This window comes from Hyphomicrobium sp. 99, assembly GCF_000384335.2.
Classification (GTDB): Bacteria; Pseudomonadota; Alphaproteobacteria; order Rhizobiales; family Hyphomicrobiaceae; genus Hyphomicrobium_B.
This window is the reverse complement of record NZ_KQ031382.1, coordinates 3,270,880-3,285,886: the sequence shown is the minus strand read 5'-3', so window position 1 is coordinate 3,285,886 and position 15,007 is coordinate 3,270,880. Positions and strand designations below refer to the sequence as shown.

Sequence of the window (15,007 nt, the reverse complement as noted above, 5' to 3'; positions counted from 1 at the left end):
TCGTTTGGCCCGCGACCGGCTCTTCGGGGCGCGCGAGCGGCCTTGAGCTTGCGGCCCTGGGCTGCAATCGCCATAACTTGTGAACACCCTCAATTCCGAGACCCCCAATGACCCAGACGACGAACAGACTCTTCGACGACTTTGCCAAGCTCATGACGGAAGCCGCCGGGGCGGCCGACGGCCTCAAAAAAGAGACGGAGGCGATCTTTCGCGGCCAGGCCGAGAAGTTCCTGCGGGAAATGAATGTCGTGACGCGCGAAGACTTCGAAGCGGTGCGCGAGATGGCGCAAAAAGCGCGTCAGGAGAACGAAGCGCTGGCGGCGCGCGTTGCAGTGCTCGAGGCGCAGGTCGCGCAGCTCTCGCTGCAAGGCACCTCGACGGTTTGAAGCGTGCGTTCAAAGCATCCACAGCTTAAGCGGCTTTTCACCAGCAAACGTTGGTGAACCGCCTTCTAGACCCCGGCGCGCCCGGGCTTTGCCACTTTGATCGTGGACAAGGTTTGCGCGCCGGTCGGGTCAGCTTGCGACTCGTATGGGCGTCTGGTTTTGTCCGGCGCAGCACTAAGCGGCGCATTTGAATTTGAGTGTTTTGCGTCGTTCGTTAGGCCATCCCGGCGCGCGGCAGACTTGGAGAACGACATCAATGGCAGTTGCGGAACAGGGTTCTGACCGCGTTCTCAATCCGATCGATCTCATCGAACAGCTTGCGCAGAGCCACGACTGGCCGTGCGAACGGGCGAGCGATGAGGAGCTGACGCTCATCGTCGCCGGGACGTGGGCTGATTACCACATTTCGATCAACTGGCGGGACGACCTCGAAGCCTTGCATCTCGCTTGTGCGTTCGATTTCCGCGTTCCCTCGAACCGATTGACGGAAATGTATCGCCTGATCGCGCAGATCAACGAGCAGCTTTGGCTCGGTCACTTCGATCTCTGGACGCAGGAAGGCCTCGTGATGTTCCGTCACGCGCTTCTGCTCAACGGCACCGTTGCGACGGTCCGGCAGTGCGAGGCGATGCTGAAGGCGGCTCTCGAAGGCTGCGAGCGCTACTATCAAGCCTTCCAGTTCGTGGTTTGGGCGGGTAAGGAGAGCAAAGAAGCCCTGGTTTCGACGATGTTCGAGACGCAGGGTCAGGCTTAAGCCGGACGCCGTTACGGGTTCGGCGTTCTTCGCCGAGGAAACCCCAGAATGTCGTTGAAATTGAATGGTCCGGTGGTGCTTGCGGGCGCCGGGAAGATGGGCGCTAGCCTACTGGAAGGCTGGATCGAACGAGGTCTCGATCCAGCGAGTATCATCATCCAAGAGCCTAATCTCTCGGGCGCGGCTCTCGATCTTGCAAACCGACACGGCATCAAGGCGGTGGCGGGCAATCTGAGCCCGCTCGATCGTGCGCCTGCGGTTATCGTCGTCGCGGTAAAGCCGCAGGTGATGGACGACGTTTTTCCGGCGCTCGCGAAAGTCTCAGGCCCTGAGACCGTGGTCATATCCATCGCAGCGGGTAAGACGCTCGCGAGTTTCGAACGCCATTTGCCCCCGGGCACCGCTGTTATTCGCGCCATGCCGAATACCCCGGCCGCCATCGGTCGCGGCATCACGGGTGTCGTCGCCAACGCTCATGCGACGGCGGCGCAAAGGGAGGCTTGTGAGAGCCTGCTCGGAGCGGTCGGCGAGGTCGTTTGGGTCGATGATGAAAGTCTCATCGATGCGGTAACGGCCGTCTCGGGCTCGGGGCCGGCTTACGTTTTCCTTCTGGCAGAAGCTCTCGCGGAGGCGGGTGTCGCGGCGGGTCTCGATGAGGCGACGGCGAAGAAGCTGGCGCGCGCAACCGTCTCAGGTTCGGGCGAACTCCTCAATCAATCGCAAACCGATCCTGAAACGCTGAGGCGCAACGTGACGTCGCCCGGCGGCACCACGGCTGCGGCGCTCGCGGTGCTGATGCGCGAGGGGAGCGGTCTCAAGGAACTCATGAGAGAAGCTGTGTTAGCCGCGCAAAAACGTGGCCGCGAACTGGGACGTTGATCGGGGCTGGGATTTTTCGGTCTCGATCTCAGTTCGCGGCTACAAGCGTGGCTTCCCGAATGGGCTGTGGCGGCCCCGGCGATCGGGAAGTTCGGTACCGGTGACTGCAGGCTTGGAGGACACCTTGCCGAAGTCGACGGGTTTGGCCCCCGGTTCCGATGTCCCCCAAATTGTAACTTCATAACATAACGGTCAAATCACAAAGCCGTGTGGTTTGACGTCGTAACTTATTAGAATAGAACGATATTTCGAGATTTTTTCCTACTTCGGCAGGGAAATAATCGCGCGTAGGCCGCCCATGGAGCTTTCGCCGAGGGCGATCTCGCCGCCGTGGCTCTTGGCAATATCGCGGGCGATGACGAGACCGAGGCCGCTGTTGCCTTCGTCCTGATTGCGGGCGTGATCCAGCCGGTAGAATGGACGGAAGACGTTCTCGCGCTCGTGCTCAGGGATGCCGGGGCCGTCGTCATCGACCTCGATCCGCACCCATCGGCCTTCCGGCGCGACGCGGATGATGATGCGGTCGCCGAAGCGGGCGGCGTTCGTCACGAGGTTCATGATGGCGCGCTTCAGGGCTTGCCGTTTCAGCGGCAAGACGATGTCGCCTTTGCTTTTGCGGATCTTGAGATCGATGGTGCAAGCATAGATCGATGCGTCGTCGACGATCTCTTCCAGCAGCTCCTTCAAGTTCGTCGGCTTGGCTTCTTCGCCGCCGTCGCCCTTGGCGAATGCCAGATAGTCCTCGAGCATGTGCTGCATTTCGTCGACGTCGCCCGAGAGCGCGCGTGTTTCGGGCGTGTCGTCGAGCAGCGCCAGTTCGAGCTTGAACCGCGTCAGCACCGTTCGCAAGTCGTGACTGACGCCAGCGAGCATCGTGGTCCGTTGTTCGACGTGCTGCTTGATGCGGTCGCGCATCTGCAGGAAGGCGAGGGCAGCCTGGCGGACTTCGCGCGCGCCGCGCGGCCTGAAATCTTCAGGGATGCCGCGCCCTTTACCGAAGGCGTCGGCCGCATCGGCGAGCCGCAAGATCGGCCGGATCTGATTGCGCAGAAAGAGGATCGCGACCGTGAGCAGGATGACGGATGAGCCCACCATCCAAAGCAGGAAGATATGCGAGTTCGATGCGTAGGTTTGGCTTCGCGTGGCGACGAAGCGCAAAATGGCGTCGTCGAGTTTCACGCGGATCTCGACGTTCTGATCGCCGACGGTGTCGATCCAGAATGGCAGCTGGACGTGCTTGCGCAACTCGTTCGAGAGGGCGCGGTCAAGCAAACGGAAAAACGGCTTCGGCCCTGGCGGTGGAAGATCGCCGTTCGGCAAAACCTCCATTTGCAGACTTAGGCGATCACGCGCGAGATCGATGATCTTTTGAGCGCCGTCCGATTTCGGCAGATCCTCGTAGACTTCAATCAACGCTGCAATGTCACGCGCAGTCGCTTCCGACAGGCGGCGCGTCACGGCCTGCCAATGTCGTTCCATGAACGCGAACGCTATGACACCTTCAAGGACGACGATCGGCGTGATGATGATGAGCAGCGCCCGGGCGTAGAGGCCCTTCGGGAGCATCTCGGCGCCGATGTTGAGCAGGCCCACGACATAGGGATGCTCGCGGAAGCGACGATATCGTGAGGCGTCGCTGCCGGTATCCGGTGTCGTTTCGGGCACAACAGCCATTGAAGTAATTTTTCCGCCATTCGCGTGTCCGGGACCAAGCCGGTTATCGCGTTCAATCCGTGTAGAGAATGTAGCCCTTGCCTCTGACAGTCTGCAGATAGACAGGGTTTGATGGATCCGCCTCGATCTTGCGTCGCAGGCGATTGATCTGCACGTCTATCGCGCGCTCGCTGCCCGTGCTGTCATCGCTCGAAAGCTCGTGGCGGGGAACCGCGACGCCAATGCGTTGCGAGAAAAGCCTCAAGAGATCGCGTTCGCGTTCGGTGAGTTTGATGGCTTCGTCATCGCGTTTCAGTTCGCCGCGAGCGATGCTGAACACGCAGCCGCCCATCCGGATTTCATCGCGTGGGGCGGTTTGCACTTGGCCCCGGCGCAGGATGTTACGTAAGCGGAGCAGCAGTTCGCGCGGATCGAACGGCTTCGAGACATAGTCGTCGACGCCGGCTTCGAGACCTGAAATCCGGTCTTGAGCTTCGGCGAGGGCCGTCAACATGCAGATCGGGACAGGCCGCGTCAGCTTCAGATCGCGGGCGAGGGACAAGCCGCATTCGCCCGGCATCATGACGTCGAGGAGAACGAGATCGAATGACAAGCCGCGCATGAAGGCACGTGCAGCGGCGGCGTCGGCGGCTTCGGTTACGCGGAAGCCGTTGCTCGACAAGAAGCGGCCAAGCAATCCTCTGATCTTCTGGTCATCATCTACAACCAGTATGTGCGGGGCATTGTCCGCTAACGGTTCGGCTCGATCCTGGGCCATCAGGGCTCTCATGGGTTGCAATCTGGTGCAGTTTCCGATGGGTCGGTGCGCTGCCCCTTGATGAGGGTTTCAACCTGGGGCCGGTCTTTTTCTGTGATCATCCCAAAAAGAAAATTCCGCGCTACGGCATCGGCTCCTGGGCCGAGGTTCGCGAGCGCCCCCTCGATGCGTTTGGCCTGAATTTGTGTCAGTTTATCGTTCAACCGTGTGCCTTTGGCCGAGAGGTATAACCGACGTTCACGCCGATCCTCGTTTCCGGCTTTCTGAATGATGAATCCCTCGTCGACGAGCTGCTTCAGAACGCGCGCCAGGGACTGCTTGGTTATCTTCAAAATTTCCAGCAATTCCGCGACCTTCAGGCCCGGATTGCGATGCACGAAATGCAATACGCGATGATGCGCGCGGCCGAAGCCGTATTGAGACAGAATGGCATCTGGGTCGCAGGTAAAGTCGCGATAGGCGAAATAGAAAAGCTCTATGTACGCGATCAGATCGACGAGCGCGGAGGGCCGGCCATCGGCGGCTGCGGGAGCGGCCGAATGCCCAGATGCGGCAACGTGTTTTGACGAGCCTTCTGACGTTATGTCAGTCATGTTGACTTATTGGCCTCGATTGTATTCTGTTGCAAGCCAAAATGCTGGCTTGCCCCGGCAGGTCTCTGCTTCTGCGCACGGCGAACTGAAGCCCCGCTTCCTGGCGGTTTCAGGCTGCCACGCCCCAGCGTTCCGAGACGTCCGGCAAACCTCCAGTACCGCTAACCATAAAGCTCGGGAAGGACTTAGACTCGTATGGCCGACCTCATCCCCTTTCATGATCGTGATGGGCTCATCTGGGTTGACGGGGCTCTTGTCCCCTGGCGCGATGCGAAGGTTCACCTGCTGACCCACGCTCTGCACTATGCGAGCTCGGTGTTTGAGGGTGAGCGCGCGTATGGGGGTGAGATCTTCAAGCTCACCGAGCACAGCGAGCGCCTGGTGGAGAGCGCCCGGATCTTGGATTTCGAAATTCCCTATTCGGTCGCCGAGATCGACCAGGCTTGCCGCGATGTCATCGCCGCCAACAAGCTCTCCGATTGCTACGTTCGCCCGGTCGCGTGGCGGGGTAGCGAGCAGATGGGTGTTTCAGCGCAAAACGCGAAAATCCATCTCGCGATCGCGGCTTGGGACTGGGGCTCCTATTTTCCGATGGAGCAGCGTCTCAAGGGTATTCGCATCACGAATGCCGTCTATCGCCGCCCCGATCCGGCGTGTGCGCCGTCGCGAGCAAAGGCTGCAGGTCTTTATATGATCTGCACGATCGAGAAACACCGCGCCGAGCGCGCCGGCTATTCGGATGCGTTGATGCTCGATTGGCGCGGCCGCGTCGCCGAGTGCACGGGCGCTAACATCTTCTTCGTCAAGGATGGCGTGCTCCATACTCCGGAAGCCGATTGCTTCCTCAACGGCATTACGCGGCGCACAGTGATCGATCTTGCGAAGGCGCGCGGCATCACGGTCGTCGAACGTGTGATCATGCCGGAAGAACTCAGCTCGTTCAGCGAGTGCTTCATCACGGGTACGGCGGCGGAAGTCACTCCGGTTTCTGAAATCGGCGAGCACAAATACAAGCCCGGTTTGATCACCGAAAAGCTGCTCAACGATTATATGGAACTGGTGAAACCGAAGAAGCGCGCTGCCGCAGAATAGCGGTTAGCACCGGCGATTACGACTTGCACTGAGGATCGGAGAGGTTGATGCTCGCGATTTGCGGCTTAAACTTTTCCGGTACTCTAGATGGCGAGAGCATTACTTCTCTTCGCTGGACTGATAACCGCTTTCTGCGGTTTGGACACCGCCTTGGCTCAGGAGGGCCCAGGCGGTGGACCCGGTATTCAGCGCGACTGCCAGGTTCTTATGACTTGCAATTTTAAGCGCGGCCGAGGCTGGCGTGGATGTTTGTCATCTTATTCCTGCCGGCGTTGCGAGACCGTGCGCGGACCGTGCATCGGCGGCGGTTCGAGAAGGCGCATTTGCGAGCAGTTGGTTTGCGACTGGGCCGGCAGTTAGTGCGCGTTCGCGCGATCCGGACCGGATCTCGTCTTTGAGACCGCTACGGGTGGCGCCGTTACCAGGGTTTCGGCGGTGGGCTTGCGCAACATGATCGGGGCGCAAACCGCGAAAAGAAATAGGGCGATGGTTGCAAACACTGCGCCTATCGTTGTCGTCGAGAGCGAGATTCCCATCCCGTAGGCAGCCAGCTGGATGGCGAGGCACCAGAATATTGCCGGACCGAGCGAAGCGATTGCGATGCCGATGAAGCGGGTGGATCGCCCCCATTGGGCGCTGCGAATGGCCGTATCCATCGAAGAGATTGTCGTTGACGTCGCAGATCGCATGGCGCTGTGCTCGACCTCTTGGCCGCATGTTTCAAAAGCGATGAAACACCGATTCGATGGGTAATCCCTCATCACGCTAGGTGGAGACTGTTAAAGAGGCAGTAAACGGAATTGCTCGAATGTGAACCAATATCTGTCGACGCCCCGTCCTCGTCCCCTACGCGGCAGCCGCTCAATCGGTTCCAGATTTGCGAGACCAGTCGAGCAAATGCTACGAGTGATGCCCCGGTTTTGCAACCTAGAGTGTTCGACGCTGCCGGGAGCGGCCTCGCTTCTCCACTTGGATTGCTCTTCGAGGGTGCGGTGATACATCTCTCAAATGAATCGACCAGTCGCCGAAGCGTGGTCAGAAATCAGCTGACGGAAGAATAGGACTGACTGGGCATGCGCGTGACGGACGCCATCGAGATCGCAGAAACAGAACTCGAGGAGCGGTTCGTGAGGGCGTCGGGGCCTGGCGGGCAGAACGTCAACAAGGTTTCAACAGCGGTCGAGCTGCGTTTCGATCTCGATGCCAATAAGTCCATTCCTGATTATGCGCGCGACAAGCTGAAACGTCTGGCGGGGCGCCGTTTGACGATCGAAGGGATCATCGTCATCCAGGCCGATCGCTTTCGCAGTCAGGAACAGAATAGAGCCGATGCCCGATCGCGGCTCATCGAACTCATCGAGACCTCGCTGGAGCGTCCGAAGCTCAGGATCAAAACGAAACCTTCCCGCGGCGCACGCGAGGAGCGGATCAAGGCCAAGACTGTGCGCGGGCGCGTCAAGAAGATGCGCAGCCGAAAAGTCGATTTCGAATGATGGGCGTTATTTAGCAGCGAAGCGCGCGCTCATCGCCCTCGAAATCGCGCGGTATGATGCTCGCACCAATCTATTCTGACATTGACTGACTAGTGGGCATTTGCCGCTGGTACGCTTGTCCCACGACTGCGGAGGGGATATATTCGTATTGGGTATAAAAGAAGTGGGGGGCTGAATGGACGGTAGCGGAATCAGCGAACCGTCGGGCATTAGCCTGGACCGTGCTAAGTGGCATAATCCTCTGGTTTCGGTCGTTATCACGCACCGCAATTATTCGGATCACCTCCGAGAGGCCATTCTCTCTATCCTTGATCAAACTCACGAAAATTGGGAATGCGTCGTTGTCGATGACGGATCGGATGCAGCGCACCGCGACGCGGCAATCAAGATCGTCGCTGAGATAAACGACAGTCGATTGACGATCCACGCCCTGGGTGAAAATGTCGGGCAGGTCCCGGCCTTCTTCGCCGGCGTTGAGCAGACAACGGGCGATTTCGTCTGCTTGCTTGACCCCGACGACAGGTATACCGAGACGTTTCTGGAAGACACGCTCGCCGCGCATTTGAACGTCGGCGTCATGTGCCCGATCGTTTCAACCGAACAATACCTGACGAGCGAACGCGGCATAATTGGAAGTGAGTTGAGGGGTGACCTCCATACCGCCGGGATGCGGCCCTACGGCAAATATCTCGAAGCGCGCAAACCCGAAAAGTCGAGGCTCCTTTTCGTCTGGGCGACAATACCCGGGTGGCATTGGACGTCCACGTCAGCGATGATGTTCCGGCGAGCTGCACTGAATTACCTCAAGCCCAATAAAAAGCTTGCCTACAAGACATGCGCGGACGGCTATCTGGCCCAGGGAGCCCATGCGTTAGGGGGGACCTTGTTCCTCCAAAAGGCTCTCGTTTACCGCAGGCTTCACGCATCAAATTCATGGATCGATGCTGACATCTATGCGTCGTGGCAGGAAATGCAGCGCAAGGGTGCGCACCGATGGGGCGAGGTTGCATTTCAAGATGCGATCGAAGCGATCAGAGCCAATGGCATGCCGGAGTTCAGGCGCGCTCCAGTGAAAGGTTCCGTACTCGCTACAAAGAGGGTGCGGCGGCGCAGTATGGGCCGGCATTTAGAGCGGTGGCGACGGTCCATCCGCAAACGAGTTCTTGGCTCGCAGCGGGAGCATCGTAACGATTAAACCTGAGGCTAAATTCAAGTCGACGAGGGCCAATGCAAGTCATCGAAATTGATGAAGCGTCGAGTGGGCTGGACCGCTCGAAGTGGGGAAATCCGCTGGTTTCGGTCATCATCACGCACCACAATTATTCGGACCACCTCCGGGACGCTATTCTCTCTATCATCGATCAAACTCATGAGAATTGGGAATGCGTCGTTGTCGATGACGGATCGGATGCTCCGCATCGGGCCGCGGCAATCAAAATCGTCGCCGAGATAAACGATAGCCGGGTGACGATTCATACGCTTAGCGAAAATGTCGGGCAGGTTCCGGCCTTCTTCGCAGGCGTTGACCGGACGACGGGCGATTTTGTCTGCTTGCTTGATCCGGACGACAGGTACGCCAACACGTTTCTGGAAGAGGCGCTCGGTGCGCATTTGGGCGCCGGCGTCATGTGCCCGATCGTTTCAACCGATCAATATTTGACGAACGAACGCGGCGTAATTGGAATGGGTGTGAGGGGAGACATGTATACCGCTGGGATGCAGCACTACGGCAAATATCTCGAAGTTCACGAACCCGAAAAGCCGAGGCTCCTGTTCGTCTGGTCGACAATACCAGGGTGGCATTGGACGTCCAGCTCAGCGATGATGTTCCGGCGAGCTGCACTGAAGTACCTCAAGCCCAACCGAAAGCTCGCCTATAAGGATTGCGCAGACGGTTACTTGGCCCAGGGAGCCCATGCGTTAGGGGGAAGTTTGTTCCTCCAGAAAGCGCTCGTTTACCGCACGCTTCACGCATCAAATGCATGGATCGATACTAACATCTACTCGTCTTTTCAGGACAAACAGCGCAAGGGTGCGAAACAATCGTCTCCGCAAGCATTTCAAGATGTGATCGAAGCGATTAGGCAGAATGGGCTGCCGGAGTTCAGGCGTTCTCGACCAAAAGATCCCGCACAAGGTCCAACGATAATTGAGGTTCGCCACCGTGGCTTCGGACGGCATTTGGTGCGTTGGCGACGGTCGATTCGCAAACGGATCGAGTAAGCCGCGACTTACGACAACTTACACTCTCTGCGTCGATTACATTATCGATGAAATAACCTGGTTGTCTTCTTCCTGATAGATAGCGCGTGAGTTCACATGAAGACCCTTGGTACTTCTATGATCGTAATTGGGCATATGAGGTTCGGTTGCTGAGTTCGGGTGCAATCCGAAATTCCCAATGGATAATAAAGTTAGCTCGATGCAAAGGGTGTCAGATCTTTGCGACGTACAGCGATCTGATACCCCTTATGGATCACTTCGAGGCTAGCGCCATACTCACGCAGGAACCAATCGATAGCTTCCTGGGGCCGCTCTTTCGAGGGTCTGTGCATCTCCCATAGGTAGTCGTCCCAGATCATCACGCCGCCCTGACGGAGCATTGGCCATGCGAGGACGGAGTCCGCAAGCGTCCCGTCTCTCGTGTGGGTGCCGTCAATATAGATGAGATCGAAATGTGCGTGCTCGGCGAGAAGCCTAGTCAGTGCGTCGATAGATAGACTTTTGATCTTTCTAAAGCGGCCTTCATATTCAGCCAGATTGGAATCAAATCGGCGGTCGCGCTCAGCATGCCCAGGAGACTTGAAGAGGTCCCAGGCGTCGACACAAGTCACGTGACAGTGTGGCAATAAGTTAAGCCAGACGATTGCGGATCGTCCTTCCCACGATCCGATCTCAAGAACCGACTTAACGGGGCGGTCAATTTGGGAGATAAAAGTCAGCCAATTACGGGCATGCCACGTAGCCCAGTCCGTCGTGAGCTCCTTACCAGCGAACCACTTGGCTGCGTCCGGATGCAGCGGCAGCGGTTTTGTCAGCTTCACTTTTTCGACTGGCGACGCGGCAGCCGTTTTCTTCCGCAATCCAAGTGCCGTTCTCAGTCCCATGCTTCCCCCTCATCGATCCGATGCACGCGGAACATATAGGCGCATATTTGAAACGACGAGATCCGAAATAGATAAATCTGTTCGTATGGGCATAAACCGCTGCCCGACTTCTGACGGCAATGGGGAAGACGGGCGATTTCGTCTGCTTGCTTGACCCCGACGACAGGTACGCCGAAACGTTTCTGGAAGAAGCCCTCGCCGCGCATTTGGTGCCGGTGTTCAGAGGCCGGCAACGTGGCATGAGCCGGCGTTTTGAGCGTTGGCGCCACTCGATCCGCAAAAGGATGGCCTAAGTTCCGGCACTCGTCGCGCCGAACTGCAGCATTGGCGCGCGGTTGAGGGAAATGATCGCTCCGGTGCCGTTGGCGACACATCCGGCGATGAGGCTGTGCATGAAGCGGATGCGCGGCGCGCCTTCTGTTTTCCTCAGCGCTGGGGAGGGGACAGAAGGAAATCCTGATATTTCAAAGGGTGTTGTTGGTAGCGGGAGGCGGACTTGAACCGCCGACCTAAGGATTATGAGACCTTCGCTCTAACCACCTGAGCTATCCCGCCACACCGGGCCAGCATGCTGGCACCGAAGCGACCGTCTATAGGGAGCGCCGTAGCTTTCTGTCAACACGGCGCTCCGTCCCGGCGGCACGTAAGTGCCAACAAAATTTCGCTAGAGCCGGGAAGGACGTTATTTCGCGAGGCTATTCCGCGGCAACTGGGCGCTGGTTTGCTGCCCCTTCCTTGCGGAAGCGCATCATCGTGAAGATGCCCCAGGGCCGCAGGGCCTTGCGGTCCATCAGCTTAAGATCCGGACAGACCATCACACGCGAGACGTCGAACACCGAGTGCCAGCCGACGAGATCGGCGAACGGCGCCATCTGGCGTTCGACCCAGCCGCGGACGCCGTCTTCCTGGCTGAAGTGGTTCACCAGCATGACCTCGCCGCCGGGCTTCGTCACGCGAGCAAGTTCCAGCATGACCTTCTGCGGATCGGGAACGACGGTGATCACGTACATCGCGACGGTCGTGTCGAACGAATTGTCGGGAAAGCGAAGGTTGCTCGCGTCCATTTCGTAGAGGCCGGAGATGTTCGTCAGCTTCTCGGCTTTGACGCGATCGCGGGCCTTGTCCAGCATTTCCGGCGCGAGGTCGATGCCGACGATATCCAAATGCTTTTTGTAATCGGGGAGTGAGAGGCCGGTGCCGACGCCAACCTCGAGGACGCGCCCTTCACCAGCGTTGACGATTTCGACGGCGTGGCGACGGCCGGCCGTCGAGATGGCGCCGAAGGTGTAATCGTACACAGGCGCCCAGCGACGGTAAGCGTCGCGGACCTGGCCTTCATCGAGCTGCACGACTTTCGCATCCGAACGCCTTTTCTGTGCCGCCCCACGCACTCCCGAGGAGGCGTGGAGGCCCGAAGGCTTGTTGTCGCTCACTGCCCGATCTCCATTCGTCCGCAAATCCATTTCAATGCGATGCGCTTAGCGTTCCGCTCCGGCCATCGTGGTGTTCGTGACCACATGCTCGGCGGCATTTGTGGCCTTGATCGTTTTCGCGATCCATCCCCCGCCAAGGACACGTCCTTCCGTCCCGGCATCGGCATAAAACACGCACGCTTGTCCGGTCGCAATACCCTCTTCGCCGTCCGCAAGCTCAACCCGAATTGCGCCATCATCAGCGATTGCGAGAAGTGCAGGCCGGAGCGCTTGCGACGAACGCATGCGAACATAAAGGGAAAGACCGCCCGCGGCGACCTCGCTCAAGGGCTTTTCCCCGAGCCAATTGACGTTCCGGAGCATGAGGCCCGTGGTTCTGAGCGCCGAACGCGGACCGACGACGACTTCGTTCTTCGATGCGTCGAGACGGACGACGTAAAGGGGCTCGGCGGCGGGAATTTTTATGCCGCGGCGCTGGCCGACCGTGTAATGCACGATGCCGTCGTGACGACCAAGGATGCGCCCATCGAGATGGACGATATTGCCGGAATCGAGCGCGCTCGGCTTCAGGCGTTCGATCACGTCGGTGTACTTCCCCGTCGGAACGAAACAGATGTCCTGGCTATCGGACTTGTCGGCAACCGGTAGATTGAATGAGCGGGCGAGGTCGCGCACGGCGGCCTTCTGCATGCCGCCGATCGGAAACCAAAGCGACGCGAGCTGTTCCTTCGTGATTCCGAATAGGAAATAGCTCTGATCACGATCCGCATCGACGGCGCGAGAGAGGACTGGTCCGTCTTCGGTGTCGTGGCGTTGCACGTAGTGGCCGGTCACGAGGACATCGGCGCCCAGGTCCTTGGCGGTATCGAGCAGATCGCGGAACTTGATTTCGTTATTGCAGGTGACGCAAGGGATCGGTGTTTCACCGGCGACGTAGCTCTCGGCGAATGACTCGATGACCTTGGCGGCAAAGCGCGTCTCGTAGTCGAGAACATAGTGCGGAATATCAAGCGCCTCGGCCACGCGCCGGGCGTCGTGGATGTCCTGGCCCGCGCAACAGCTGCCTTTCCGGCCCGTCGCTGACCCATGATCGTAGAGCTGCAGCGTGACGCCGATGACGTCGTGGCCTGCGGCCTTCATGATGGCTGCGGCAACTGAGCTATCGACGCCACCTGACATCGCCACCACGACGCGCTTTTTCGCTGCGCCCGCCTGATTTGGGGCGCGCGTCGCGCTGCTGCCGGCAGATGATGTTTCGGTCTGGTTCATACGATCGACGGGCTCGGGCTAGTGGCAGGGGGGCGCAACAAAGCTCCTACAACAATACCTCGACGCCGCTATCCTTCAAAAGATCCAAGAATTTCAGAGAATTGCCCTGCTGGGGGCGGATTGTGATCTCAGCGGGTATTGGGCCTCGCCAATCAATAATTGTCAAATCCGCCGTCTGCAAGGCGGCGTGGAGCCTCGCTAAAGGGTTTTGGCCCATTTTTCGCTGATAAATCGCCAAGGCATTGCGATGCTTCAGATTGGGACGGAACGCCTCACCGGTGCCCTATTCCAGCGGAGGAAATGTGGAATTGGCACGCCCATTTATATGTTTTTCACTCAATGGGTTAGTGCTAATTTAATCGCATGCGGGTATAACTAACCATGGTCAAAGAGTGTGTATTGAGTATCATGACCGAACAGCAGATGAGAGCGCGCGGGCGCTACGTGATCGGACCCGATGGGTCACCGCTCACGGTCGCAGACCTTCCCCCGCGGGATACGAAACGATGGGTCATTCGCCGCAAGGCCGAGGTGGTCGCCGCTGTCCGCGGTGGTCTTCTCAGCATTGAAGAAGCTTGCGAGCGTTATACGTTGACCGTCGACGAGTTCCTGTCGTGGCAGCGTTCTATCGACAAGCACGGCCTGCCCGGCCTTCGCGCAACGCGTTTACAGGACTATCGGGACTAACTTCGTCTGTCTGACGGATCGCGTCAGGCTGATTTCGTTGGTTTCCTAGAGTTCGTGGACCGCCACATCAGAGTGTAGTCTAGGGTTGCTGGGCCGGCTTGGCCTGAGCAGCTTTAAGCTTTGCTTTTTGAGGCTTACTTTTCTTCGCCGGTTGAGCTGCGTCCGCCGTCTCGGGTGGTGCAGGTATCCAGCCCGGGGTCGAAGAGGCGGTCGCGCAACCGTCTGTGCCTTTTGCCCATCGCGAGATGTCCTCCGTCATCGCAGAGGCGAAAGCATCCGGCATTTTTCTGTTTTCAACCGTTAGCGCGGCAGATGCTTCTCCCGTCGGTTCGATGCCGACGAGATAGGCTTTGGGTCCGCGCGGGTTGGGCTGCGTCGAATCACGTTCGTGGATGACGATCTCGGCCTTGCCACCGCGCGAGGGTGCGTCGGCCGTCGCGTGGAAGATGTAGTCTTTCTTGAGAGGGCCGCCTACGGCGAACCAGCAACTCATGGCGCCGCGTGCCAGCCGTGAATAAATCTCGGTCGCCGATCCCGTCGCGCCGGCGATGACTTTGCCTGCGGACGCCTCGCCTCCTGGCATCGCTGCGACGGCGGGGGCATTTTGGCTGGTCGGCTGGAGGTTCAAAGACTGCAATTCCGGCCCGTTGCCCGCGCAACCCGGCAACGCCGCCATGATCAGCAGCGCCGGTACCATTCTCGATGGGCGGCGAACAGGCATTTTTCCCCGAGCGGCGGCTCACATAGACTCATTGCTTGAACGCAAATGTCAGTTGCAACTCGTGCCCGCCTCGCCCGATTTGGGCAAGGGGACACAGTCACGCCAAACCGCGTACCAACAGAATTTGGAGGGGAAGAAGGCGGCGTCTTTCAGGCGGGCCGC

16 protein-coding genes and 1 tRNA gene are annotated in these 15,007 nt (G+C 58.8%); 8 read left to right on the top strand and 9 right to left on the bottom strand.

All coding sequences use genetic code 11. From position 1 onward, the window contains the following. The first annotated feature begins 107 nt into the window (after positions 1–107). The 3 genes from G359_RS15885 (at position 108) to proC (ending at position 2,019) form a co-directional block, all read left to right on the top strand. A complete protein-coding gene (locus G359_RS15885) occupies positions 108–386 on the top strand; it encodes an accessory factor UbiK family protein (RefSeq protein WP_045836911.1) in 279 nt (92 codons plus the stop codon). A gap of 256 nt (positions 387–642) precedes the next feature. Next, positions 643–1,140: a type III secretion system chaperone family protein gene (locus G359_RS15880; RefSeq protein ID WP_045836910.1), complete on the top strand. Its 498-nt coding sequence runs from the start codon at positions 643–645 to the stop codon at positions 1,138–1,140. A gap of 48 nt (positions 1,141–1,188) precedes the next feature. Next, positions 1,189–2,019 carry a pyrroline-5-carboxylate reductase gene (proC, locus tag G359_RS15875; protein ID WP_045836909.1) on the top strand — a complete coding sequence of 277 codons (831 nt, stop codon included), beginning with the start codon at positions 1,189–1,191 and terminating at the stop codon, positions 2,017–2,019. A gap of 261 nt (positions 2,020–2,280) precedes the next feature. Here the strand turns inward: proC and G359_RS15870 are convergent, their stop codons facing one another. Genes G359_RS15870 through G359_RS15860 form a run of 3 tightly spaced genes read right to left on the bottom strand, consistent with a single transcriptional unit; the run spans position 2,281 to position 5,043 of the window. Next, a complete protein-coding gene (locus G359_RS15870; protein WP_045836908.1) occupies positions 2,281–3,693 on the bottom strand; it encodes an ATP-binding protein in 1,413 nt (470 codons plus the stop codon). A 52-nt stretch (positions 3,694–3,745) separates the two neighbouring features. Further along, entirely contained in the window at positions 3,746–4,462 is a 717-nt protein-coding gene (locus tag G359_RS15865) for a response regulator (protein ID WP_045836907.1), read from the bottom strand. Next, positions 4,459–5,043: a MarR family winged helix-turn-helix transcriptional regulator gene (locus G359_RS15860; protein WP_082072964.1), complete on the bottom strand. Its 585-nt coding sequence runs from the start codon at positions 5,041–5,043 to the stop codon at positions 4,459–4,461. Before G359_RS15860 ends, G359_RS15865 begins: the two co-directional genes overlap by 4 nt. Positions 5,044–5,238: 195 nt before the next feature. Here G359_RS15860 and G359_RS15855 point away from each other — a divergent pair, with 195 nt between their 5' ends. After that, positions 5,239–6,135: a branched-chain amino acid aminotransferase gene (locus tag G359_RS15855; protein ID WP_045836906.1), complete on the top strand. Its 897-nt coding sequence runs from the start codon at positions 5,239–5,241 to the stop codon at positions 6,133–6,135. A 356-nt stretch (positions 6,136–6,491) separates the two neighbouring features. Here G359_RS15855 and G359_RS15850 read toward each other — a convergent pair whose 3' ends face one another. After that, positions 6,492–6,824 carry a hypothetical protein gene (locus tag G359_RS15850; RefSeq protein WP_156150796.1) on the bottom strand — a complete coding sequence of 111 codons (333 nt, stop codon included), beginning with the start codon at positions 6,822–6,824 and terminating at the stop codon, positions 6,492–6,494. 384 nt (positions 6,825–7,208) lie between these two features. Between G359_RS15850 and arfB the strand changes: the two genes are divergently transcribed. The 3 genes from arfB (at position 7,209) to G359_RS15835 (ending at position 9,851) form a co-directional block, all read left to right on the top strand. Further along, positions 7,209–7,628: an alternative ribosome rescue aminoacyl-tRNA hydrolase ArfB gene (arfB, locus tag G359_RS15845; RefSeq protein ID WP_045836904.1), complete on the top strand. Its 420-nt coding sequence runs from the start codon at positions 7,209–7,211 to the stop codon at positions 7,626–7,628. A 175-nt stretch (positions 7,629–7,803) separates the two neighbouring features. Beyond that, complete coding sequence (locus tag G359_RS15840; RefSeq protein ID WP_045836903.1) at positions 7,804–8,823, top strand: glycosyltransferase family 2 protein; 1,020 nt, start codon at positions 7,804–7,806, stop codon at positions 8,821–8,823. A gap of 32 nt (positions 8,824–8,855) precedes the next feature. Further along, entirely contained in the window at positions 8,856–9,851 is a 996-nt protein-coding gene (locus G359_RS15835) for a glycosyltransferase family 2 protein (protein ID WP_045836902.1), read from the top strand. A gap of 191 nt (positions 9,852–10,042) precedes the next feature. Here G359_RS15835 and G359_RS15830 read toward each other — a convergent pair whose 3' ends face one another. From G359_RS15830 to mnmA, 4 genes are all read right to left on the bottom strand, one after another. Continuing rightward, positions 10,043–10,735 carry a class I SAM-dependent methyltransferase gene (locus G359_RS15830; protein WP_052699411.1) on the bottom strand — a complete coding sequence of 231 codons (693 nt, stop codon included), beginning with the start codon at positions 10,733–10,735 and terminating at the stop codon, positions 10,043–10,045. A 478-nt stretch (positions 10,736–11,213) separates the two neighbouring features. Next, a tRNA-Met gene (locus G359_RS15820) sits at positions 11,214–11,290 on the bottom strand. 140 nt (positions 11,291–11,430) lie between these two features. Continuing rightward, positions 11,431–12,168, bottom strand: coding sequence for a class I SAM-dependent methyltransferase (locus G359_RS15815; protein ID WP_052699510.1), 738 nt, complete (start codon positions 12,166–12,168; stop codon positions 11,431–11,433). A 45-nt stretch (positions 12,169–12,213) separates the two neighbouring features. Then, positions 12,214–13,437, bottom strand: a complete 1,224-nt coding sequence (mnmA, locus tag G359_RS15810) for a tRNA 2-thiouridine(34) synthase MnmA (RefSeq protein WP_052699410.1) — start codon at positions 13,435–13,437, stop codon at positions 12,214–12,216. 408 nt (positions 13,438–13,845) lie between these two features. On the opposite strand from mnmA, the gene G359_RS15805 reads away from it, so the two are divergent. Beyond that, on the top strand, positions 13,846–14,124 hold the full coding sequence (locus tag G359_RS15805) for a CtrA inhibitor SciP (RefSeq protein WP_045836900.1): 279 nt from the start codon (positions 13,846–13,848) through the stop codon (positions 14,122–14,124). 79 nt (positions 14,125–14,203) lie between these two features. On the opposite strand, the gene G359_RS15800 is transcribed toward G359_RS15805, so the two are convergent. Beyond that, entirely contained in the window at positions 14,204–14,845 is a 642-nt protein-coding gene (locus tag G359_RS15800; protein WP_045836899.1) for a hypothetical protein, read from the bottom strand. Positions 14,846–15,007: the final 162 nt, after the last annotated feature.

Excerpts from the sequence above, each read along its gene's own strand:
- G359_RS15885 (WP_045836911.1), top strand. The coding sequence starts at position 108 with ATGACCCAGACGACGAACAGACTCTTCGACGACTTTGCCAAGCTCATG.
- G359_RS15880 (WP_045836910.1), top strand. The coding sequence starts at position 643 with ATGGCAGTTGCGGAACAGGGTTCTGACCGCGTTCTCAATCCGATCGAT.
- proC (WP_045836909.1), top strand. The coding sequence starts at position 1,189 with ATGTCGTTGAAATTGAATGGTCCGGTGGTGCTTGCGGGCGCCGGGAAG.
- G359_RS15870 (WP_045836908.1), bottom strand. The coding sequence starts at position 3,693 with ATGGCTGTTGTGCCCGAAACGACACCGGATACCGGCAGCGACGCCTCA.
- G359_RS15865 (WP_045836907.1), bottom strand. The coding sequence starts at position 4,462 with ATGAGAGCCCTGATGGCCCAGGATCGAGCCGAACCGTTAGCGGACAAT.
- G359_RS15860 (WP_082072964.1), bottom strand. The coding sequence starts at position 5,043 with ATGACTGACATAACGTCAGAAGGCTCGTCAAAACACGTTGCCGCATCT.
- G359_RS15855 (WP_045836906.1), top strand. The coding sequence starts at position 5,239 with ATGGCCGACCTCATCCCCTTTCATGATCGTGATGGGCTCATCTGGGTT.
- G359_RS15850 (WP_156150796.1), bottom strand. The coding sequence starts at position 6,824 with ATGCGATCTGCGACGTCAACGACAATCTCTTCGATGGATACGGCCATT.
- arfB (WP_045836904.1), top strand. The coding sequence starts at position 7,209 with ATGCGCGTGACGGACGCCATCGAGATCGCAGAAACAGAACTCGAGGAG.
- G359_RS15840 (WP_045836903.1), top strand. The coding sequence starts at position 7,804 with ATGGACGGTAGCGGAATCAGCGAACCGTCGGGCATTAGCCTGGACCGT.
- G359_RS15835 (WP_045836902.1), top strand. The coding sequence starts at position 8,856 with ATGCAAGTCATCGAAATTGATGAAGCGTCGAGTGGGCTGGACCGCTCG.
- G359_RS15830 (WP_052699411.1), bottom strand. The coding sequence starts at position 10,735 with ATGGGACTGAGAACGGCACTTGGATTGCGGAAGAAAACGGCTGCCGCG.
- mnmA (WP_052699410.1), bottom strand. The coding sequence starts at position 13,437 with ATGAACCAGACCGAAACATCATCTGCCGGCAGCAGCGCGACGCGCGCC.
- G359_RS15805 (WP_045836900.1), top strand. The coding sequence starts at position 13,846 with ATGACCGAACAGCAGATGAGAGCGCGCGGGCGCTACGTGATCGGACCC.
- G359_RS15800 (WP_045836899.1), bottom strand. The coding sequence starts at position 14,845 with ATGCCTGTTCGCCGCCCATCGAGAATGGTACCGGCGCTGCTGATCATG.